This is a genomic window from Psychrobacillus sp. L3, assembly GCF_042945595.1.
Classification (GTDB): Bacteria; Bacillota; Bacilli; order Bacillales_A; family Planococcaceae; genus Psychrobacillus.
Genome location: NZ_CP168493.1, coordinates 532,503 through 554,637 on the forward strand (window position 1 = coordinate 532,503; position 22,135 = coordinate 554,637).

Genomic DNA, 22,135 nt, shown 5'->3' on the forward strand with positions numbered 1-22,135 from the left:
TCATAAGAAAAAGGAGAGAAAAATAATGAAAACTATTAGCAAAAATTTTACTTGTACTGTTCTTGGATTTTTGACAATGCTATTTCTAGCACCATCTTTTGTAGTAGCAGAAGGAAATGGCTCCCACTTAACTTTACAAATTGAAGTGAATCTATTAGACAATAATCCAGATAAGGCAGATATTGTGGACGTTGAAGTGAATAAACTGATTGGAATAGAAAGTGTTAATACCAAAGTACCAAATGAAGGAAAAACGGAGGAAGCACTGGTAACTGCATCTGTTATAGATGAAGAAATCGGTGATACGGAAGTAAGCGTACTTTCACAATCTGAAACTAAGTCTGCAAGTGAAAAAGCGTTAGTAGATATTGTTACAGAAAAACCGTTAATAGTTGATGAAGTTAATGTAGATATAATGAACCAGCAAGAATCATTGACAGAAACAGATAAAACCAGTAAAGAAGCCGTTGTAGATATCGGGCTTGAAAATTTAGCAATAGTAGAAGATGTAGAGATCGGAGTACTAAAGCAGGAACAGGTTGAAGAAGGGGCAACTTCTTCGCATGAGGACCAAGGAGTACATTCAAAAATCCCTGATTTACCTGTTCTGGGTACTTTACATGTAGGACTTCTTGAAAGCGAAAAGAAAAAAGTAAATGAGGAGTATGTTGATAATTCGAAACTCCTCACTATAGAACTTGAGAATGCCATCTTAGAGGGTTTAGAACTTAATGTTCTAGAGAACAACAATATGGAAAATGATTCTTTCGAAAAACATGAATCATCTGTTGTTGGTGCAGAACTAGTGGATCAAGTGTTAGGTAATATAACTATAAATGTTTTATTGTCAGAATCAATCAAAGAAGGAGATTTTACTAAATATGATAGCGGTGTTGTCGAATTAGTAAGTAATGAATTACCGGTCCTAAATGAAGTTCATCTTGGCATTTTAGATCGTCACAGTCAGAGTAGTGGGGAGGAGAAATCCTTTTCGGAAGGTGTTCTCCAATTAGACGTTTTTTCTGATGTAATAGGTAGTCTTAATGCGGATGCATTGACTAGTAAAGGTTACACAGAGAGCGGAGGTACTACTCAAAGAGACAATACGATTTCTCTAGGACTAAATAATTTATTGGGGAGCACGGTTATAGATATTCTTTCACGAGAAACATACTTAGCGGCTCAACCAATTATAAACCCAAATAATCCAAACAATGATCCCGATGAGAGCGCGGATGAAACTTCTGAAGGAAATAACGCTGAAGTGCCAGTGTCGGTTGCTGACAATGAAGAAGGGAGCACGGAAGGGAATAAAGGAACATATGATGATATGAATGAATCCACCAATGATGGAACAACTGGAACTATCGACGAAACTACAAACGAAGTAGATTATGATGTTGGGGCTACGGAAGAAGATGAAAGTAGTTTAGTTGGTTTCAGTGCTAACTCAAATGGAGTATCTGGAAATAAAACATTAAGTAATAGTGGAATTTTCACCGGATCTTCATTACCGAAAACAGGTGGATTTCTTAATAGTATGATGCTTTTATTAATGGCTGTTTGTCTACTTGTGTGTGGAGTGACTATACGTAAATTTGCGTATAGGGGCCAGCTAAAATGAAAAAATACGTAGGCAATTCGCTGATTGGAATAGGGCTGCTACTTTTCTTTATCGTAAGTTATGGAGTTTTGGAAAATGAGCAAAATCAAAACGAATTAATGGAATCCTTTACATCCATTAAAACAGAAGCAGCTAGTGAAAAAGTGTATGTCGGAGCAAACTCAGTCGAAGTGCAACAACTGAAAGAATCAAACTCTGAAGTTGTAGGTATCTTAAAGATTCCCTCTATCTATTTGGAATCACCCGTCTTGGAAGGAGCAACTCCAGAAAACTTAAATCGAGCATTAGGTGTGATTACTGGACTAGATGAACCAGGGGAACTTAATGGAAGTGCCGCTATCGCCGGCCATCAATCTCATATTTTCGGCCAATTTTTAAATCGGTTAAACGAGCTTCAAATAGGGGATCGCTTTGAATTGGAGACAAAGATGGATACTTTGCGATATGAAGTATTTAATATTCAAATAGTAAAACCAGAGAATGTAGATATTTTAGAAAGACAAAAGGGAATCTCTTTACTCTCTTTAATAACATGCTATCCAGAAAGGTCCAATAAATTTCGTCTCGTTGTACAAGCGAAACAAGTGGAGAATTAATTGAAATACTAGAAATCGAGAAGAAAAAGTGTGCACTCTTTTTAAGAGGAGCACACTTTTTTTATTGAAATTAATGGAAAGAAAAATATTAGTCTCGGGTAGGATAGAATTGGTCTCGATTTTAGTTAAATTGGTTGCGGAGTTGAAGGGAATGGTCTCGGTTATCCATAGTTTTGTCTCGTTCCGCCATTTAACAATTTTAATGTATAACAATTCCAAATCTATTTCTGTAATCTCATTGAAGAATAAGCAAAAAATAGACTTAACCCTAAATATCACCATTATTTTGAAATGCAGTTCGTATTTTAACCTACTTCTCTTTCTCCATAAAAGAGAATTCTTATTGCAAAATTAGGTAAGTTGATTCGCTAAGTTAATACTTTTTTAGTTTGTTTCTCTGCTATTGTAAGTGCTTGGTCGAAATCAGCAATCAAATCATTTACATTCTCTAAACCTACAGAAAACCGTAGTAATCCATCCGTAATTCCTCGTTTTTCACGGTCTTCTTTTGGCATAGCCGCATGAGACATTTGGGCAGGGTGGGATAGGATAGATTCAACCCCACCAAGGCTTACAGCAAAAACAGGAATTTGCACGCTTTCTACAAACGCTTTGGCGATCGCACGATTAGGCAATCGGAACGAAAGAACAGCTCCAGGGCTTTCCGCTTGCTTCGCATGAATTTCGTTACCAGGATGTGTAGATAAGCCTGGATAAAAAACTTCTTCTACTAAGGAGTGTCTCGTTAAATAAGTAGCAATCTTTTGGGCAGATTCGGAGGATTTATCAAGTCGTACGCCTAATGTTTTTATTCCTTGAATTAATGAAAAGGAATCTTGAGCACCTAAAATAGCTCCGAACGAATTTTGAATAAAGGCTAATCGTTTTCCCAGTTCATCCTCTTTCGTTACAGCAAGCCCTGCAATAATATCACTATGTCCTGATAAAAACTTGGTAGCACTATGTAAAACTACATCTACACCAATATCGAGCGGACGTTGATAAAGTGGAGTCATGAATGTATTGTCTAAAAAAGTGAAGCAATCATTCGCATTAGCAAGCGCTACAATGCTAGTGATATCGGTGATTCTAAGACGTGGATTAGAAGGTGTTTCCATATAAATCAGTTTTGTATTTGAACGAATTGCATTTGAAACAGCTTCTACATCCGTAAAATCGGCAAAAGTATGTTCAATTCCAAAACGAGGCAATACTTCCGTTACAATTCGAAAAGTCCCACCATACACATCTTCTGTAATGACAATATGATCACCTGAAGATAGAAGCATGAAAGCGGAAGAAATTGCTGCGATTCCGGAAGCAAATGCTAATCCGCGGGTGCCGCCTTCTAGTTCTGCAATAGTTCGTTCTAAAGCATCTCTTGTTGGATTACTGGAACGACTATAATCATATGGACCAAATTTATCAAAACTTTCTTGATGGAAAGTGGAAGATAAATAAATGGGGACATTTACAGCGCCAATTTTTCGTTCTGAACCTCCTCTTGTGGAAGCAGTGATTAAACTAGTCTCTAATTGTTCGTTAGAAAAGGTCATTGTTCATTCACTTCGCTTTCTAGAGTGTCAAAAACATGTTGCAAGTCCGCGATTAAATCATCTGCTTCTTCTACACCAACCGAAAAACGTAAAAGGCTGTTATCTACCCCGCGTGCTATGCGCTCTTCTTCAGGAATATCAGCATGCGTTTGCGTAGCTGGATAGGTAATGAAACTTTCCACCCCACCAAGGCTTTCTGCAAAAACAATTAACTGAAGCTTTTCAAGAAAAGGACCTACCCACTCACTTTTTTGTAAACGGAAAGAAAGCATACCACCTTTTCCGGAGTAAAGAACATTCTTTACGGCGGGTTCATTTTGCAAAAACTCCACCATTTTTTTCGCATTTGCATCATGTTGCTTCATCCGTAAGTGAAGTGTTTTTAGGCCTCGAATTAATAACCAAGAATCGAACGGTGAAAGTACAGCACCTGCTGCGTTATGATTTGCATGTAATTTTCCACTTAATTCTGCGCCTTTTGTAACAACTAGCCCAGCAAGCACGTCATTATGTCCTCCAATATATTTCGTTCCACTATGAATGACTATATGTGCGCCAAGCTCAATAGGACGCTGTAAGTAAGGCGTTAAAAATGTGTTATCCACAATTAGTAGTAATCCATGCGCTTTAGCTAGTACCGCAAATTGCTGAATATTAATTTCCTGCATTAATGGATTTGTTGGCGTTTCGATAAATATTGCCTTAGTATTTTCTGTAATTAGTGATTTTACTTCTTCTACAGATTCAAATTTCGTGTATGTAGTCTGAATATTGCAAGAGTCTGAATACTGGTTAAATAATCGATACGTTCCACCATAAAGATCTTCTGGAGCAATCAATTCGTCTCCAGAACGGAAAAGAGATAATACTAATTGGATTGCAGCCATGCCAGAACTACAGGCAAAACCTGCATCTCCACTTTCTAGTTTCGCGATTCCTTCTTCTAAAATAGTACGAGTAGGGTTTTTAGTACGTGTGTAGTCATAACCGGTAGACTTGCCGAGTCCACCATGTTTATAAGCAGTTGATAAATAAATGGGCGGATTAACTGCCCCTGTCGTCGGATCACTTTGGTTTCCTAACTGAACTAATCGTGTTTCTATACTGTTTTTAGACATAAATATTCATCCTCTTCTATTAAAATAAAAAGAGGATTCTCTAATAAGAAGAGAATCCTCAAAAAAATACTGAAGTTAGTCTTCTTATCTTCAAGACGTTAACCGTCTATTGGAATTAGCACCACACCACCATTTGGCTGGTTGCTGAGACATCTTCGGGCCAATCCCTCCGTCTCTCTTGATAAGAAATGAAAATATTAAATTTTCTAAATGTTTAATTTAAAATAGTTTATCATGGTATGGGTAATAATACAAGGATATATCGTAATGATATTCAAGTACAAATAACATGCTCCACAAGATTACCCAAAAAATGGTTCGTGAAGTGACGCAGTCACTTCACGAACCAAATTACTACGATAATAGTTGTAGCCAATGCGATTTGCGACGATTAACCGCAGGAGCAACTATATTTTTGCGACGAGTAACCGCAGGAGCAACTATAATTTTGCGACGAGTAACCGCAGGAGCAGATGTTTCGTCCAAAGAACTCTGGAATTGGAGAAGACTGATGCACTTAAAGGGCGCGTGCAATTTTCTCAGTTATCTTCATTTTGAATTTCGTTTACTTTTACTTTTTTAATAGAAGAACTGAGTAATACAAGGATACTTCCAAGTCCTAACCAAGTTAACATCTGAACCGAATGACTCCAACCGAACCCTTTGCCGAAGAAGAAAAGCTCACGAAGTCCTTCAATCATTTGACGCATTGGCAACCAAGGATAGATCCAATTACGATGGAATGAAGGCAAGAACTCCGGTGGCATAGCCAAAAGTGGTGCCCCGAAAAAGAGCATTAGGACAAAGATTGGTAAGCCTTTCATCCCTAGCCACATAAGCACTGCCGAAATCATTAGAAAGAACGCAAAATAAGTTAGTGACAAGAATAAACCTGTATCAGCAAACTTCGGAATGTTCAAACCTAACATGGAATCGGCAAGCAAAGTTAAACCGAATCCTGCAATGAGTGCGAGTATAGCACCAACTATCACTTGCATTAAAATTCCTAACAACTTTTGTTTTCGATTTCTAAATTGGATCTTGCTAAGTACAACAAATATTACTGCCGCTCCGACAATGCTTCCCATCCATAGTGGCTGGAACATGGAAACAGGTGAGTTCCCATTTGCACTTTTTGTTCCAGTTTCATTGATATTAACGACTTTTTTCATAATTGGAGATACAAGAAGGGAAGCTTGCTCTGTTGTAATTGTATTCCCGTTCATTTTAAAACCTTCCAATATCTGAGTTCGGACGTTCCCATTTATACCGTCTACTAATCCACTCAACATTTGGTTCGCAATATTTGCTGCAGTAGGATTCATCCCTTGATTCACTAAAATTTGAATTTCTGGGGAAACCGGATTTGGTGATTGAAGTGAAACCTGATTTTTACTAAAATCTTTTGGGATTACTAATGCAGCGTAGTATTTCTTGTTATTTAATCCTTTTTGAACTTCAGTCATGCTATCGACACTGATCCATTTGATTGGAGAATCTTGACCAGGAATAGCTTGCGTACGAACTTTTTCGGAAATTGTCTTACCCATATTCATTTCTGTATTGTTTGGAAGAACTGCACCTTGGTCTTCATTGACAATTGCTATAGGCATGTTTTTAGGTGCTGGATTTATAGACGGGAAAAGTGTCAACGAAAAAATGAACATAATGGCAATTACGATAATAGGTGAAATAAATGTTAAATTATTTTTAAAGATACTCATGGAAAAACCCCTTTTTTATAATGAACACCGTGTTGATTAATGTTCTCAATGTATATTACAATAGAGAAAAAGAAATATCAATAATCAATAGGTGTGATTTCGTTCTTTAATTAACAAAATAAACAACATTGTTCATTAACTATAAAAAAAGGGAGAGAAAATTATATGACAACGAAAAAAATAGATCGTCGTATTGCAAGAACCAGACAGATGATTCGGGATGCATTTACGCAATTGATGGATGAAAAAGGATTCGAAGCAATAACAGTAAGTGATTTAACAGAAAAAGCTAATATCAATAGAGGAACATTTTATCTTCACTACAAAGATAAATATGATTTGTTTGAACAAAATAAAGATGAGGTTTTTAGCGAATTAGAAAGAATTGTTGGAGATGCATGGACGACCATAAACGAAGAATATCAAAAAAATATGCAAGTGGAGCTACCTTTTCCTTTTGTAATAAAACTATTTGAATTCCTTAAAGAGAACTTTGTTTTTATGAGAGTTATTTTAGGATCAAATGGGGATCCAGCTATTCAATGCGGATTAAAAGATATAATAGAAAAGAGAATGTATCAAAACTTTTTTCAATATGTAATCGAAGAAAATAGGATGGTACCTCTAGACTATTTATTCGCATATGTGAGTTCCGCACATTTAGGAGTCATTCAATATTGGTTAAAAAGTGGGATGGAGAAGACACCTCAAGAAATGGCACAAATTTTGTCACAAATAACATTTTGGGGGCCAGTCAAAGCGGGAGGATTATCCTTTAGTAAATCAGAAATATGAAGCACAATAAAAAAAGGCATGTGCCGCAAATGACCCGGACATGCCGCAGATTCATTATTCACCAACTAGCTATTGGAGCATCGGTAAGAAGAATGCAATAGCTCCAAGTACAATTGAAATCCAAGCTAGGAATTTTTGTGGGGAAGTTAGACCGATTAATCCTAAGACTACTGCTCCTCCACCCAAGAACATAGGATAATAAAAGAATCCTACAACTGCTAAAATAATTCCAATCCAGCCAATCCACATACCTAAAGAAGCTTTCATTATTAACACCTCCTTTTTTACACTAAAGAACATTAATTTTATAGAAAAATGTTCTTCCACTAGTATATGAAGAGGAGGTCTATTATTTATAAACAATTTGCGGAATAAAGTAGAATAAAAGAGAATTTTTTTAAAAGGAAAGTCTATAAATTTTTATGCCATAAACAGGTTGATTTGCGATGCAGGCGGACGCTTGCAAGTCAGTCTGTTACATTCCTTTGTTTATCAATAGGGAAAGTGGAAGTAGAGAAAAATGCACTATGTCTCTACATATTTCAAGATGGCGACGGAAAAACATCCGCCACAAGATTACCGAGAAAAGTGTAGCTGATTTTTCGTCCAAAGTACTCTAGAAATAGAGAAGACAAGATGTATTTAAAGGTGGCTTTCGATTTTTTTAACTATTTATTTCCCTCCTAAAAGGTCAAATATTCCACCAGCGATACTTCCTTCATCTTTTGAGCCTCTGCCGAGGGTTTGAGGAGCGGCTGCAAATACACGGCTTGCTAAACGGCTAAATGGTAATGATTGAATCCATACAGTACCCGGTCCGCGAAGAGTTGCAAAAAATAAGCCTTCACCGCCAAATAGAGCTGTTTTCACTCCTTTTACCATTTCGATATTATAATTTACGTCAGATGTCATCGCGACTAAACAACCAGTGTCTACCCTTAAAACCTCGCCAGGCTGTAGTTCTTTTCTGTGAATAGTTCCACCCGCATGAATAAAAGCAAGGCCATCTCCTTCAAGCTTTTGCATGATAAATCCTTCTCCACCAAAAAAGCCAGTTCCTAACTTGCGTTGAAATTCGATTCCTACAGAAACACCCTTTGCTGCAGCTAAAAATGCTTCTTTTTGGCAAATAATCTTACTTCGATATTCACTTAAGTCTATAGGAATTATTTTACCAGGATAAGGAGAAGCGAAATAGACATGTTTTTTTCCTTTACCAGCATTCGTAAAAGTAGTCATGAATAAGCTTTCACCTGTTAACATCCGCTTACCTGCACCCATTATTTTGCCCATTATTCCACTATCAAATGAACTTGAGCCGTCACCAAAAATGGTTTCCATGGTTATATCATCTTCCATCATCATTAAGCTACCTGCTTCAGCAACTACAGTTTCTCCGGGGTCTAATTCAATCTCTACAAATTGCATATCATCTCCATGTAATTTGTAGTCAATTTCATGATTATTCACGTATATCTTCCTCCTCAAATAATAATTATTTATTAATACGTAAAAGGTAAATAAAAGTTTCAAAACAAAAAATTCTAATTATTCACTTTTAATTAAAGGAATTCAGTAAAAAGTAGAGAATATACTACTAATGGAAGCGTTTTCGCATAAAGAGAAAAGAGGTAATGAAATGAAGTTAACTAATTTTATCGATGGAAGTTGGCAAGAAGTAGGAGAAGTAGAGTATACAGCTGTTTTGAATCCTGCGAATGGTGAACAGTTAGCGGAAGTTCGGATGTCCACAAAAGAAGACGTGGATATAGCTGTTACTGCTGCAGTGAAAGCGCAAAAGAAATGGGCGTTAGTACCGGCACCAAAACGGGCGGATTACTTATATGAAATTGGTAGACTAATGAAAGAAAAGAAGGAACATTTAGCACAAGTGCTAACGAAAGAAATGGGTAAAGTCATTGAGGAAGGTCGCGGAGAAGTACAAGAAGGAATAGATATGGCATATTACATGGCAGGAGAAGGACGTCGTTTGTTCGGAGAAACTACCCCTTCTGAGCTTACGGATAAATTTGCCATGAGTGTCCGTGCACCAATTGGAGTAGTAGGTCTAATCACTCCTTGGAATTTTCCTGTTGCGATTGCTACTTGGAAATCATTCCCGGCTATAGTTGCAGGTAATACTTTCATTTGGAAACCAGCAACAGAAACACCAATGATGGCATATGAAATGGCAAAAATATTTGACGAAGCAGGATTACCAGCAGGTGTTGCGAATATTGTATTTGGCTCTGGTTCGGAAGTTGGAACGGCACTGATTGAGCATCAGGACGTAAAAGTTATTTCATTCACAGGGTCGACGGAAACAGGCAGAAAAGTAGCCGAACTTGGTGGCAGACATCTAAAGAAAGTGTCACTCGAAATGGGTGGGAAAAATGCAGTCATTGTAATGGACGATGCAGATTTGTCCCTTGCTGTGGAAGGGATTTTATGGAGTGCATTTGGAACAGCTGGTCAACGTTGTACTGCATGCAGTAGAGTAATTGTGCATAAAGATGTAAAGAAAGATTTAGAAAAGATGCTCCTTGAGCAAATGGAAAAGTTAACAATTGGTGACGGTCTAGACGAGTCAGTCAAAATTGGTCCAGTTATTAATAAACGAGCATTAGAAAAAATTCATTCTTACACAAAAGTTGGACAAGAGGAAGGAGCGACCCTTTTAGTCGGCGGAAATGTTTTGAATGAAGGAGATCTAGAAAAAGGTAATTATTATGCTCCAACCCTTTTTACAGATGTTTTACCAACGATGAGAATAGCTCAAGAAGAAATTTTTGGGCCAGTTGTATCGTTAATTGAAGTAAGTTCGCTAGAAGAAGCAATTGAAGTGAATAATGGAGTGAAATTTGGTCTTTCCAGTTCCATTTTTTCTCAAGATGTGAACAAAATTTTCCGTGCTCAGCGCGATTTAGATACTGGAATAGTCTATGTCAATGCAGGAACTACAGGTGCTGAAATTCATTTGCCATTCGGAGGAACAAAAGGAACAGGAAATGGACACCGTGATTCGGGAGTAGCAGCACTAGATGTATATACAGAATGGAAAAGTATTTACGTAGACTTCAGTGGAAAATTGCAACGTGCACAAATAGACACAGAATAATAGGGGGATGACAACATGAAGGTTGCTGTATTAGGAGCAGGATTGATGGGGAAAGAAGCAGCTCGTGATTTAGTATTGAGCCCAAATGTGGAAAAAGTTTTATTATGTGATTTAGATGTGGGCCAAGCTAATATGTTTAAAGAGAGACTACAAAATTCTAAGATTGAAGTATTAAGATTAGATGCAAATGATGATAATAATATTCTGCAAATAATGCGAAAAGTAGATGTTGTTATCAATGCTTTGTTTTATTCATTTAATGAAAAAGTTGCGAGGCTCGCAGTAGAGGCTGGCGTGCATTCAATTGATTTAGGTGGCCATATAGGTGGAGCAACAGATGCTGTGCTATCACTTGATAAGAGAGCGAAGGAAAAGGGTGTTACACTTATCCCAGATTTAGGGGTGGCACCTGGTATGATTAATATTCTTGCTGGTTACGGAGCAAGTAAACTAGATGATGTTTCTGGTATTCATTTATACGTGGGTGGAATTCCAGCTGAGCCAGAGGGGATATTTGGATATAATATCGTTTTCTCATTAGAAGGAGTGTTTGATCATTATACCGACCCCTCCCATGTTATACGAGGCGGGAAGTTACAAGAAGTGAAATCTTTATCAGAAATTGAGCCTATTTATTTTGAAGAGTATGGTGAATTGGAAGCATTCCATACTGCAGGTGGGACATCGACCCTGACTAAATCTTTTCCGAATATAGATGCTTTAGAGTATAAAACCATCCGGTATAAAGGGCATGCAGAAAAATTTAAGCTGCTAGTGGATTTAGGATTAACGAATAAAAATACGATAGTAAATGTAAATGGGAATATGGTGAAGGCCCGTGATGTATTAAAAGAAGTATTGACACCTAAATTATTACTTGGGGACAAGGATGATGTTGTTTTGTTGCGTGTAATCGTAACAGGAATAAAAGACGGTGAAAACACTACGTATAACTATGAGTTAGCAACGAAAAAAGACAAACTTTCAGGAACAACTGCAATGGGAAGAGCAACTGCTAACACGATTTCAGTTGTAGCACAAATGATTGGAAATAATGTCATTTCAAAACGAGGTGTATATCCACCAGAGTTAATCGTTCCTGGAGAATTATATATAAAAGAAATGGCCACACGTGGGGTAAATATTGTGGAGACGGTTTTAAGAGGTGTTAGCGTATGAATTTTGAATTTACCGCGGAACAAAAACTACTTCGTAAGACAGTTCGTCAGTTTGTAGATAATGAGATTATTCCATATATTGCTAAGTGGGAAGAACAAGGAACATTCGATAAGAGAATATGGGGAAAATTAGCCGACCTAGGTTTGATGGGCGTTTGCATACCTGAAAAATACGGTGGAAGTGGTATGGACTATAATGCACTTGCAATTGTATGCGAGGAGCTTGAAAGAGGAGACACCGCTTTCCGCACAGCTGTTTCTGTGCATACTGGATTAAACTCGATGACACTTATGCAATGGGGAACGGAAGAGCAGAAGGAAAAATATTTAACTCCCCAAGCAAAGGGAGAGAAAATAGGAGCTTTTGGGTTAACGGAACCAGGAGCAGGTTCAGATGTTGCTGCTATGTCGACAGTGGCTGAACTTAACGGTGAAGATTATGTGATTAATGGACAAAAAACGTGGATTTCACTATGTGATGCTGCTGATCATTTTATCGTGTTTGCTTATACCGACAAATCGAAAAAGCATCATGGGATCAGTGCGTTCATTGTAGAACGAACGATGGAGGGCTTCTCCTCTAAAGCAATTAAAGGAAAATACGGCATTAAATCAGGGAATACTGGAGAAATATTTTTTGAAAATATGCGAGTACCTAAGGAAAACCTTTTAGGAAAAGAAGGGGAAGGTTTTAAAATTGCAATGGCTGCACTTGATAATGGTCGCTTCACTGTAGCGGCAGGGGCTGCTGGTTTATCATTAGCTTGTTTAGAGGCAAGTGTGAAGTACTGTCGTGAACGAGAAACTTTTGGTAAAGAAATTGGCAAACACCAACTTGTGCAACAAATGATTGCGAAAATGGAAGCCGGCCTTCAAATGAGTAGATTACTCGTTTACCGTGTTGGTGAATTGAAAAATAAAGGGGTTCGTAATACGCGAGAAACATCGCTTGCTAAATGGCAAGCATGCGATTTTGCTAACAAAGCAGCTGATGATGCAGTACAAATACACGGGGCGTATGGCTATTCAGATGAATATCCGGTGGCAAGATATTTGCGCAACTCCAAAGCACCAGTTATTTATGAAGGAACAAGAGAGATCCATACGATTATGCAAGCAGAATATGTGCTTGGCTATCGAGAAGATAAAACACTTTCTCACATGCTACCTAAATGGCCATTTGATGAATAAGAAAAAGGTTTTCCTAGAGTATGAACTCGGGAAAACCTTTTTTTATAGTGATATACATTTTATTGAGTAAATGTGGTTAGATATTAATCGTAAAGGAAACACCTACTTTTTGAATATAAATATATTAGTAAGAAAAGTATTTATTAATATGTCAGTAAGTGAAACCAATTGGATAAATTTGAGTCTAATGGATTAACAAAGTAATGGAGAGGAAGATCATCATGAAAAAGAAGGGTATTCCGATATTCATCCTAGTTTTGCTTGTCGGATTCGTAAGTGTGTTTTTATCTGAAAGAACGATAGTGAGTGCGCAAGAAGTAATAATGTCAAATCAGCTTTTGGTAGTGACGTTATCTTCTCCAGTTAGTAAAGATGCTTGGAACAAAGGAAATATGTACGTAACAGATAAACAAGGAAAAAAAGTAAAGGTAAAGCATAGTATTTCCAAAAACGGAAAATCTGTTGTGGTATCAGGACTTGATGAAGGAACTTACACTTTACATGTAAATAGTCAATTTGTGAAAAAAAAGTTTCCTTTTAAAGTGTTGAATGAGATTAAATCGATCAAATCGAAAGAAGAGTTAAAAGCTTATTTTAAATTAGTAAAAAAAGTGCAAGGGGATAAAGTTACAGTAACTTTAGAAGATACAATGTCTATGAGTTCAAAAGAAGCTTCAAGTACTAATAGAGGTGACTACTCTACTACAAACAACCAAGTAGAGGGTGTAGATGAAGCGGACATGGTCAAAACAAATGGTTCACATCTATTTGCGATTAAAGAAAATAATGTAGCGATAATAAATGTTGAAGATCCAAAGAATATGATAGAAGCGTCTAAAATAAGTTTAGGAGATGATTTTTATCCTTCTCAACTTTTATTATCCGATCAAACATTGATTATTATGGGGCAAAAAAACATATATCGCCCGTTATACCAGGAAAGTACACAAGACATGGCTAGAATAGCGCTACCAATGAATCCAATGACGACTGTGTACTTTTATGATATTTCCAATCCAAAATCACCAAAACTATCTAGAGAGATTGCAACGGAAGGTTATATGAACGGTGCTCGGCTAACCGATCATACACTCTACTATATAACAACCGTTTATCCAAGAATCTGGATGATGGAAGAAAAGGAAGATGTAGAGCTACGTCCTTTCATCTATGATTCTAAAATGGATAAAGAAGCAAAACCTATGAACTATGATAGTATCTCAATTCTTCCAAATACTTTAGAAGCAAATTACAGTATTATTTCAGCCATTGATGTAGCAAATCTAAAGGGAAATAAAGTAATTACAAAAGGTTTTCTTGGTGGAAGTGAACAACTATACATGTCTAAAGATAATTTATATTTAACTTCTACATTGTATGAAACACCTAATTCTACCACCCAAAAAATGATTTGGAACCCTGGTAAAATGGACACTAAAGTATTCAAATTTGCATTCAACAAAACATCTGTTCAATTTGTTGCATCAAGTCGACTAACAGGGACAATACTAAATCAGTTTTCAATGGATGAAGATAATGGCTATTTCCGTGCAGTAACAACAAAAGGGAATAGTTGGGGTGAAGATGAACCTTCCGAAAATAACCTTTTCATATTAGATGATGGAATGAAAATAGTAGGGTCTTTAACGGGGCTTGCGAAAAAAGAAAGAATTTATTCTGCAAGGTTTATGGGTGATAAAGCATATATGGTGACATTTAAGCAAACAGACCCGCTTTTTGTCATCGATGTAGCAACTCCAACAGCACCAAAAGTATTAGGTGAATTAAAAATTCCAGGCTTTAGCAACTATTTGCATCCGTTAGATGAAAATCATTTAATCGGATTCGGTTATGAAACAAAATCGATCCCACAAGAAGGTAGCGATGAACCACGCATTATAACAGAAGGTATGAAAATTTCGTTGTTTGATGTAAGCGATCTTGCAAATCCAAAAGAAATGGATACGGAAGTGATTGGTGGACGAGGAACATACTCACCAATTCAGTATGATCATCATGTACTATTCCAACATCGTAAAAATAATCTTTATGGCTTCCCAGTTTCAATTTATGAAGAAGGTACTGGGCAAGAATATTCTCAATTCAAACAAGGTGGTGCGTTAGTCTATCAAATCACTCCTGAAAAAGGAATTGTATTAAAAGGGAATTTATTGAAACCAAAAAACCCTGCCCAACTTTATGAAGACTGGGAAACTAGCATTCAACGTTTGCTGTATGTGGGGAATTCTATCTACACAATATCCATGAACGAAATTACAAGTTACAACTTAAGTAACTTTGAAAAAACAGGCAAACTAGCGTATTAATATAGTTAAAAGGATGAGAGCAACTTTTAAGTTGACCTCATCCTTTTCTTGAGAGATACAAAAGTAGATTAAATTAGCTGCAAGGTACGTTCTAGATGCAATGGACTCTGGTTAGTGTTTATAAGTTGTGCTTTTTATCTTACAAGGGCTTGATATAGATTGTTTTTTACTTTTACCTCACAAATTATACATGAATCAGTGGGTGGATGATTAGAGTAGATGATTCTAGAAAAAAATAGATAGTATCTATTGATAAATAAGCGCTGAGCGGACGAAATTGCATCATCGTCCGTTATTAAAAAAGTAGGAAAGCATTTTATCTCTCGTTAACCAAACCTAATGCAACAACTCTCTAAATATTCCAAGAGGGTGACGTACAAACACTCGCCACAAGATTACCGAAAAAAATGAATCGTGAAGTGACGTAGTCACTTCACGATCCACAAAAAATTCAATTCTTATTTTTTTAATTCAGAAACAGTCACAAACGTATAACCTTCTCCTTGTAAATAGGCAAGCACTGCGTCCAGCCCGTCTGCAGTAGATGAATGAATATCATGCATTAATACGATTGACCCATCTTTTACATGTGTTTTCACATGTTCCAGTAAGTGTTTTGCATTTCTGTATTTCCAATCGAGTGTGTCAACATCCCAAAGGATGACAGGAAGGGAAGTCTGACTACGAACTGTTTTATTTACTGCTCCATAAGGAGGGCGAAATACTGTGGGTTTGCTGCCAGATGCTTTTTCAATTGCATTGCTTGTATTATTAATCTCAGATGCTATTTTTTCAACACTAGCTTTTGTTAAATCAGAGTGTGTCCATGTGTGATTTCCTAATTCATGGCCAGCTTCTTTTATTTCTTTAACTACTTCAGGGTAAAAAGAAACTCTGCTTCCAAGCATAAAAAATGTAGCTTTTGCATTATACTTTTTGAGAGTATCTAGAATTTTTCTAGTGGTTTCTGGGTTAGGCCCATCATCAAATGTTAAGGCTACTACTTTACCAGTTGCTGGTACTTTGGTTGCTTCATCTTTTGGAGGTTCTGAAATAGCAGGCTCTTCTTTTTTAGGAACATTACCAGTAGGCTTTGTATCTACTGTGACGGCGGGAAGTTTGTATTCATCTGCTAAAATATCGTTTAAATCAGAGAGCTTAATGGAAATTATTGGTTTTCCAGCAGCGCCTGATGCAATTTCATAATTACTATAATAAAAATCAATTGAATTAGTGTTCAATACAAAATTAGTAAAGTTACCCCATTTAGGCGCTGTTTTAACCTCGAATTGATTTAGTAGTAAATAGGGACTTAATTGTTTATTAGATGTAATTGCATTTCTCACTCTAGTTGAAAGTATCTCCAGTGATTTCTCGTTTTTTGCAAGCAGATCCTCAATCGTAAGCATATGACCTGATTGGTTATGTAAATGAATGATCTTTGTTTCAGATATTCCGTTAGCTCCACCCGTATACATTTTCGAATGGATGACAAATGAGTAATCACCAGTAGTATTCTGGAAAACTTCAAATGATATATTTAACTCACCTTCAGTATGCTTTTTTGCTTCGCCCAAGTACTTTGTTTCATCTAAGTAAAGTGTTTTAAAATTTTGGGTATATTCCTTTACTATTTTGTTGAAACTTGGAACATCACTTTGGGGATACTGAATTGCAAAAGGTGTAAATACATCGTTGGATGTTTCGGTAATTATACGGATTCCTGGATAAACGGATGCCTTTTCATCCACTTCTTCCGCAGCTCTTATAGGTTGGTTCGCAGTAATATTGTTTTCTTGGTTTTTGGAAGAATTAGGAATCCAAAGAAGAAAAGCAATCAAACTACTTAATGAGAGGATAGCAACAATAAACATAATATCGATCCAGCGACTTCTTTTGCTGGATCTTGGATTTAAAGACATGGTAATTCTCCTTTTCTAACACATATATATTATATTAGATTAGACGGATGAATGGGTGATAAAGTTTTAGTATATCTTGTTTTTATTTCCACTGTTCGATAAGATTATCGTAAATGGAGGAAGGAAGGTGCTCTAACTGACGCCAAACTATGAATTAGCAGTAGAATGCTGCCTACTCGCGGGCCGATTAATGATGGAAAGTGGAGCTGAAACATACCGTGCAGAAGATACGATGGATCGGATGGCTCAATCACAGAAATTGACAGAATCGCAAAGCTTTGTTACACCGACTGGAATAATTTTTAGTGGAAATAAAGCACTTCCTACTAGATTAGCTAGGGTAAATAATAGAACAACAGATTTAGGGAAAATTGCACTCGTAAATGGAGTTTCTAGGAAATTGGCAAATGCAGAAATTTCATTGGAGGATGCGTATGAAGAATTGAAAAAAATTGATGAAGACCATAAGATGTACCCATTTTGGATTCAGATTATTGCTGCTTCCATTGCTTCAGGAGCATTTCTTATATTGTTTGGTGCTAAGCTTGTAGATATTCCGACTGCTATGATTGCTGGGGGAATCGGCTACGCTATCGCTAATAAGTTAGAGTTAAGAACAAAAGTAAAGTTTTTTGCGGAATTTTTTGCTGCTTTAGTTATTAGTATGATTGCGACCTTTTCGGTAGTGTATGGCTTTGGAAATGAAGTTGATAAAATTATTATTGGATCCGTCATGCCACTTGTGCCAGGACTTCTTATTACGAATGCCGTTCGTGACTTAATGGCTGGACATTTTGTGTCAGGGTTATCCAAAGGAGCAGAAGCATTTCTAACGGCATCCGCAATAGGTGCAGGGGTTGCTATTATATTATCATTGTAAGGAGGAAGCATATGTCGTATTTTTTACAAGGAATACTAAGCTTTACTGCGGCATCCGCGTTTGGAATAGTTTTCAATGCCCCAAAGAACTCCCTGTTCTATTGCGGACTTGTTGGTATGACGGGCTGGCTAATATATTCTTTTGTAGATCAATTAACGAGTGATCCGGTCAAATCTTCCTTTGCGGGAGCATTCACAGTTGCGTTCGTTGCACATTTGATGGCAAAAAGGTTTAAAATGCCAATGATTATTTTTAGCGTAGCGGGAATTATTCCTTTAGTACCAGGAGGAGTTGCATATACAGCAATGCGCCATATTGTGGAAAAGGATTATGGTTTAGCTATTGAGTTTGCCTCGCTTGCATTAATGATTTCTGGTGCTATTGCTATCGGCTTAGTATTTGCGGAGATTATTACAAAATTACTATTAAGGACGATAAAAAAGCCTAAATTAAAACCGTGAAAAAACTTATATGTTTTTCACGGTTTTTGCATCTTTACTCAACAATACTTCTACTTCATTTGCTGAAATAGGTTTGCTTACATAATACCCTTGAATAGCATCGCAACCCATTTGTTTTAATAGCTGATATTGCTCAATTGTTTCAACACCCTCGGCTACCACGCGAATGCTCAAGGAATGTCCAAATTGTATTAAGCCTTGAACAAGATGTTGCAGCTTCTCTTGTTGCATAAGTGAGTTGATAAATGATTTATCTACTTTTAATTGACTGATTGGAAGAAGTTGTAGATATCTTAAAGATGCGTAGCCTGTACCAAAATCATCTAGCACGAATGACACTCCATCCGCCTGTAACTTTTGCATTTGTTGGATAATTTGCTTCTCTGCTTCTGCTTCTAAGGCAAATTTCTCCGTAAATTCTATTTGTAAAGTATCTGGTGAACAATTATATTTCTCTAACATTTTGCGAATTATTTTCACCATATTTTTATCTCGAAATTCCCGTATAGAGGAATTGAAACTTACCTTAATAGGAAAACCCTTGCTTTGCCAAATGGATGCTTGCTCACAACACTTTTCAAGCATAAAAGTGCCTATTTCGTTGATCAATCCAGTTTCTTCCGCTATCGGAATTAGCTCTTCTGGAGAAATAACACCTAGTACTTCATCTTCCCAACGAACAAGCGCTTCCACAGTGGTAATTTTACCGGTCTGCACATCTTTTTGTGGTAAGTACATAACATGAAGATCATTTTGATTTAATGCTTCTAGTAATCGTTTTTCGATTTGTATCGTTCTACTGAGTTTGTGTTGATCGGATTGGGAAAGACTTACAATCGATCCTCCACCATCTTTTTTAATCTTTTGAATGGTGGCATTGGAAGCTTTTATCAAGTGTATATAGGATTGTTGATCTTCTGGATATTTAGTGATCGCGCCACTTATGGTGATTGGAACGAGCTTATTATTTAAATAAATCGGATTTTGTTTTAAATAGTTTGTGAATCCTTGGATATACCAATCGCTTAAAGGAGTGAGAAGGGCAAATTCATCTCTGCCAGTTCGAGCGATGATCGTCTCTTCAAAATATACTTTTAACCTTTTAGTAAACTCAATTAAAAGCTCTGCTTCTGTTTGATCATTGAATATCTCTTTCAATGTATAAAACTGATCTATTGTAATGAAAACAAAGGAAAAATGCCTATTCTCCTCCATATGCTCCTTTACTACTTCCTCTAAGCGATACCTACTCATCAGTCCCGTTTCCATGTCCACGTATGCTATTTGTTCTAAGCGAGATTGAAATAATTTTTTTTCTGTAACTTCTTCTTCCAATAATAAATAATAGAGCGTGTTATTCTTTGAGTCGGCAACTGGCATAGCAAGTAAATTTACCCAGTAGTTTAAACCGTCTTTTGTTGTTTTCTCAACAGTACCTTGGAACCTTTCACCTCTATGAAGTATTTTCATTATATTATCAGCAACTAGCATATTATCAGGTGTGTCAGGAAGTAACTGCCAAAATGATTTACCTAAGATTCTTTTTGGAGTCCAGTTACTTTTCTTTAAAAATTGTGTATTAGCATGAGTGATTAAACCTTCTCTATCTAAATAAACAACCATAAAAGATTCTGACAGATTTTTTTTCAACAACTGTAACTCTAAAAATGAAGATGAATCTGAATTTGGAATATGATCTCTTTCAACTAGAAATAAAGCAAAACGCACATGCTTGAAAGTAAAGGATTTTGCTAAAAGAGAAGCCTTGGACTGTTCACCGTTTTCGTGATAAAGCAGGACTGAATCATATCGCATAGGTTCTACATTATGTAATAGGTTTTCAAATAAGGAAGAAAAATGTCCTTGTAAACTATTATCAAACAAAGGAGGATAATCTGTCTTAACATGATCAAACGTATATCCGAAATGTCTTTCAGCTTCCCTACTCCACCAAATGATATTACCGTCTTTATCTGACAAAAAGGTCGGATAAGGTAAATGGCTAAAAATGGCGCTGCATGAATCTAGTAATTCTTCCATAGAATTCATCTTTACGACCCCTTTCATTATTATTCTATAATTATATAGAATATAGCGAATTTAGTCATTACTATAGAGCAATATATTCACGTTATTAAAGTTAATGGATATTTCGATCCAGTTTAGTTATGGTTTTAAGGTCTTTTTTTTATTGTAATAGAAAGAAGTTAGAGTAAAATTAAATCAATGAGAACGAGGTGAGTAGAAAGTGGAACGTTGGAAAGGTATTACATTAATAATAGTGGGTGCTATGCTTTGGGGTGCTTCTGGTCCCATGATGGAGTGGGTACTACACAATAGTAATTTTTCAATTCAATTTTTTATGACAATTCGCTTGACTGTTGCTGGACTATTTCTATTATTATTTTTAAAATTGACCGGAAAGCAGATTTTCACAATTTGGAAAGAACCAAGCTGGTGGAGACAACTAATCGTCTTTGGGATTTTTGGAATGCTTGGAGCACAATATACATTTGTTGCAACAATAGAAGCTAGTAATGCATCGATTGCGACGTTATTACAATTTTTAGGCCCAATCTATATTGTTCTACTTGTCTCTTGGAAAAGTAGAAAGTTTCCTCCCAAATATCAAGTGATTGGTATTATCGGTACGCTTATAGGTTTATTTTTTTTATTGACGAATGCCAAAGTGGACGAGCTATTGATAAGTACAGAAGCTTTGCTGTGGGGGCTAGGTTTAGGACTTACGTTTGCTTTTTATACGGTGTATCCAGCTAGACTTATGAAAGAATGGGGAGTATTGATTGTTGTAGGATGGGGAATGTTGGTAGGTGGTATAACATTAGCAATAGTTACTCAATGTTGGAGATCAAATGAGTGGACATACTTGGCAGAGTTTCCGGTGAATTTGATGATTGCTTTTATTATACTAATTGGTACTATTGCATTTGTGCTCTTTTTATCAAGTATGAAGTACATAACCGCGGTCGAAACAAGCATTCTTTCCAGTATGGAGCCCTTAACAGCTATGGTTATTTCCGTGATTTGGTTTGGACAAATTCTTGGAGCATGGCAATATTTCGGTGTAGTAGTTATGCTAATTTTTGTTACATGGCTTTCCATTGCAGGGGAGATTAAGCAGAAAAAGAAAATTTTTGTAAAATAAAAAATTAACAGTAGTTTGAATAATTATTGATGAATAACAGATCATGTATGTTTGAAGACAAAAGGTTTCAGGAATATCAAAACTCCTGAAACCTTTTAATTTTTATGCCATGAACAGATTGATTTTAGCTGCAAGCGGATGCTCTTATAAAGACTGTTTAGGTGGAGATAGACTCGGTAGGTGCTTATGGACTTATTTGAGGTGCTGATAGACCCGGGTAAGGTGCTTATAAAGACTGTTTAGGCGCACGAAGACTTGTTAGGTGCTTATAAGTAATGCCTTTCATGGCACAATTAATTGATCTTTATTGGTTTTTCCTTTTACCGTCCAAAGTATACATATATCACTAAGTCTATGATTAGAGTAGGTAGAACTGAGAAAAGTAGGCAGTATCCATTGATAAAGAAGTGCAGAGCGGGCGAAATTGAATATTCGTCCGCGTTTAAAAGAATAGGAAAGGATTTATTCTCTCATTAAAC

17 protein-coding genes and 1 riboswitch are annotated in these 22,135 nt (G+C 36.5%); of the genes, 10 read left to right on the top strand and 7 right to left on the bottom strand.

The window, feature by feature from the left end; all coding sequences use genetic code 11:
* The first annotated feature begins 25 nt into the window (after positions 1-25).
* Together ACEPXD_RS02630 and ACEPXD_RS02635 are read left to right on the top strand one after the other, a co-directional pair.
* The gene (locus ACEPXD_RS02630; RefSeq protein WP_391119685.1) at positions 26-1,624 is read left to right on the top strand and encodes a hypothetical protein; all 1,599 of its coding nucleotides are present in this window, start codon (positions 26-28) and stop codon (positions 1,622-1,624) included.
* The gene (locus ACEPXD_RS02635; RefSeq protein WP_391119687.1) at positions 1,621-2,220 is read left to right on the top strand and encodes a class D sortase; all 600 of its coding nucleotides are present in this window, start codon (positions 1,621-1,623) and stop codon (positions 2,218-2,220) included. The genes ACEPXD_RS02630 and ACEPXD_RS02635 overlap by 4 nt, the downstream gene beginning before the upstream one ends.
* Before the next feature lie 368 nt (positions 2,221-2,588).
* On the opposite strand, the gene metC is transcribed toward ACEPXD_RS02635, so the two are convergent.
* The 3 genes from metC to ACEPXD_RS02650 form a co-directional block, all read right to left on the bottom strand.
* The gene (metC, locus tag ACEPXD_RS02640) at positions 2,589-3,776 is read right to left on the bottom strand and encodes a cystathionine beta-lyase (RefSeq protein WP_391119689.1); all 1,188 of its coding nucleotides are present in this window, start codon (positions 3,774-3,776) and stop codon (positions 2,589-2,591) included.
* Positions 3,773-4,894: a methionine biosynthesis PLP-dependent protein gene (locus ACEPXD_RS02645; protein WP_391119691.1), complete on the bottom strand. Its 1,122-nt coding sequence runs from the start codon at positions 4,892-4,894 to the stop codon at positions 3,773-3,775. The genes metC and ACEPXD_RS02645 overlap by 4 nt, the downstream gene beginning before the upstream one ends.
* 81 nt (positions 4,895-4,975) lie before the next feature.
* A riboswitch (SAM riboswitch) is annotated at positions 4,976-5,082 on the bottom strand.
* 351 nt (positions 5,083-5,433) lie between these two features.
* Positions 5,434-6,612 (bottom strand): YhgE/Pip domain-containing protein, encoded by a 1,179-nt coding sequence (locus tag ACEPXD_RS02650; RefSeq protein ID WP_391122959.1) that lies wholly within the window; start codon positions 6,610-6,612, stop codon positions 5,434-5,436.
* 171 nt (positions 6,613-6,783) lie between these two features.
* Between ACEPXD_RS02650 and ACEPXD_RS02655 the strand changes: the two genes are divergently transcribed.
* A complete protein-coding gene (locus tag ACEPXD_RS02655) occupies positions 6,784-7,413 on the top strand; it encodes a TetR/AcrR family transcriptional regulator (protein ID WP_391119693.1) in 630 nt (209 codons plus the stop codon).
* A 69-nt stretch (positions 7,414-7,482) separates the two neighbouring features.
* On the opposite strand, the gene ACEPXD_RS02660 is transcribed toward ACEPXD_RS02655, so the two are convergent.
* Positions 7,483-7,680: a C4-dicarboxylate ABC transporter gene (locus tag ACEPXD_RS02660; protein ID WP_151698736.1), complete on the bottom strand. Its 198-nt coding sequence runs from the start codon at positions 7,678-7,680 to the stop codon at positions 7,483-7,485.
* 405 nt (positions 7,681-8,085) lie between these two features.
* A complete protein-coding gene (locus tag ACEPXD_RS02665; protein ID WP_391119695.1) occupies positions 8,086-8,883 on the bottom strand; it encodes a TIGR00266 family protein in 798 nt (265 codons plus the stop codon).
* 169 nt (positions 8,884-9,052) lie between these two features.
* Here ACEPXD_RS02665 and ACEPXD_RS02670 point away from each other — a divergent pair, with 169 nt between their 5' ends.
* The 4 genes from ACEPXD_RS02670 (at position 9,053) to ACEPXD_RS02685 (ending at position 15,227) form a co-directional block, all read left to right on the top strand.
* Entirely contained in the window at positions 9,053-10,531 is a 1,479-nt protein-coding gene (locus ACEPXD_RS02670) for an aldehyde dehydrogenase family protein (protein WP_391119697.1), read from the top strand.
* A gap of 15 nt (positions 10,532-10,546) precedes the next feature.
* Positions 10,547-11,710: a saccharopine dehydrogenase family protein gene (locus ACEPXD_RS02675; RefSeq protein WP_391119699.1), complete on the top strand. Its 1,164-nt coding sequence runs from the start codon at positions 10,547-10,549 to the stop codon at positions 11,708-11,710.
* Positions 11,707-12,900, top strand: a complete 1,194-nt coding sequence (locus ACEPXD_RS02680; protein ID WP_391119701.1) for an acyl-CoA dehydrogenase family protein — start codon at positions 11,707-11,709, stop codon at positions 12,898-12,900. The genes ACEPXD_RS02675 and ACEPXD_RS02680 overlap by 4 nt, the downstream gene beginning before the upstream one ends.
* Positions 12,901-13,121: 221 nt before the next feature.
* The gene (locus tag ACEPXD_RS02685; protein ID WP_391119703.1) at positions 13,122-15,227 is read left to right on the top strand and encodes a beta-propeller domain-containing protein; all 2,106 of its coding nucleotides are present in this window, start codon (positions 13,122-13,124) and stop codon (positions 15,225-15,227) included.
* A gap of 458 nt (positions 15,228-15,685) precedes the next feature.
* On the opposite strand, the gene ACEPXD_RS02690 is transcribed toward ACEPXD_RS02685, so the two are convergent.
* Positions 15,686-17,149 (bottom strand): polysaccharide deacetylase family protein, encoded by a 1,464-nt coding sequence (locus ACEPXD_RS02690; protein WP_391119705.1) that lies wholly within the window; start codon positions 17,147-17,149, stop codon positions 15,686-15,688.
* A 136-nt stretch (positions 17,150-17,285) separates the two neighbouring features.
* Here ACEPXD_RS02690 and ACEPXD_RS02695 point away from each other — a divergent pair, with 136 nt between their 5' ends.
* Both ACEPXD_RS02695 and ACEPXD_RS02700 read left to right on the top strand, forming a co-directional pair.
* On the top strand, positions 17,286-18,029 hold the full coding sequence (locus ACEPXD_RS02695; RefSeq protein WP_391122962.1) for a threonine/serine exporter family protein: 744 nt from the start codon (positions 17,286-17,288) through the stop codon (positions 18,027-18,029).
* A gap of 11 nt (positions 18,030-18,040) precedes the next feature.
* Entirely contained in the window at positions 18,041-18,490 is a 450-nt protein-coding gene (locus tag ACEPXD_RS02700; protein ID WP_391119707.1) for a threonine/serine exporter family protein, read from the top strand.
* A 6-nt stretch (positions 18,491-18,496) separates the two neighbouring features.
* Here ACEPXD_RS02700 and ACEPXD_RS02705 read toward each other — a convergent pair whose 3' ends face one another.
* The gene (locus tag ACEPXD_RS02705) at positions 18,497-20,539 is read right to left on the bottom strand and encodes an EAL domain-containing protein (protein WP_391119709.1); all 2,043 of its coding nucleotides are present in this window, start codon (positions 20,537-20,539) and stop codon (positions 18,497-18,499) included.
* A 199-nt stretch (positions 20,540-20,738) separates the two neighbouring features.
* Between ACEPXD_RS02705 and ACEPXD_RS02710 the strand changes: the two genes are divergently transcribed.
* Complete coding sequence (locus ACEPXD_RS02710; protein ID WP_391119711.1) at positions 20,739-21,656, top strand: DMT family transporter; 918 nt, start codon at positions 20,739-20,741, stop codon at positions 21,654-21,656.
* Positions 21,657-22,135 lie beyond the last annotated feature (479 nt).

Excerpts from the sequence above, each read along its gene's own strand:
- ACEPXD_RS02690 (WP_391119705.1), bottom strand. The coding sequence starts at position 17,149 with ATGTCTTTAAATCCAAGATCCAGCAAAAGAAGTCGCTGGATCGATATT.
- ACEPXD_RS02645 (WP_391119691.1), bottom strand. The coding sequence starts at position 4,894 with ATGTCTAAAAACAGTATAGAAACACGATTAGTTCAGTTAGGAAACCAA.
- ACEPXD_RS02685 (WP_391119703.1), top strand. The coding sequence starts at position 13,122 with ATGAAAAAGAAGGGTATTCCGATATTCATCCTAGTTTTGCTTGTCGGA.
- ACEPXD_RS02655 (WP_391119693.1), top strand. The coding sequence starts at position 6,784 with ATGACAACGAAAAAAATAGATCGTCGTATTGCAAGAACCAGACAGATG.
- ACEPXD_RS02635 (WP_391119687.1), top strand. The coding sequence starts at position 1,621 with ATGAAAAAATACGTAGGCAATTCGCTGATTGGAATAGGGCTGCTACTT.
- ACEPXD_RS02680 (WP_391119701.1), top strand. The coding sequence starts at position 11,707 with ATGAATTTTGAATTTACCGCGGAACAAAAACTACTTCGTAAGACAGTT.
- ACEPXD_RS02700 (WP_391119707.1), top strand. The coding sequence starts at position 18,041 with ATGTCGTATTTTTTACAAGGAATACTAAGCTTTACTGCGGCATCCGCG.
- ACEPXD_RS02670 (WP_391119697.1), top strand. The coding sequence starts at position 9,053 with ATGAAGTTAACTAATTTTATCGATGGAAGTTGGCAAGAAGTAGGAGAA.
- ACEPXD_RS02630 (WP_391119685.1), top strand. The coding sequence starts at position 26 with ATGAAAACTATTAGCAAAAATTTTACTTGTACTGTTCTTGGATTTTTG.
- metC (WP_391119689.1), bottom strand. The coding sequence starts at position 3,776 with ATGACCTTTTCTAACGAACAATTAGAGACTAGTTTAATCACTGCTTCC.
- ACEPXD_RS02660 (WP_151698736.1), bottom strand. The coding sequence starts at position 7,680 with ATGAAAGCTTCTTTAGGTATGTGGATTGGCTGGATTGGAATTATTTTA.
- ACEPXD_RS02675 (WP_391119699.1), top strand. The coding sequence starts at position 10,547 with ATGAAGGTTGCTGTATTAGGAGCAGGATTGATGGGGAAAGAAGCAGCT.
- ACEPXD_RS02705 (WP_391119709.1), bottom strand. The coding sequence starts at position 20,539 with ATGAATTCTATGGAAGAATTACTAGATTCATGCAGCGCCATTTTTAGC.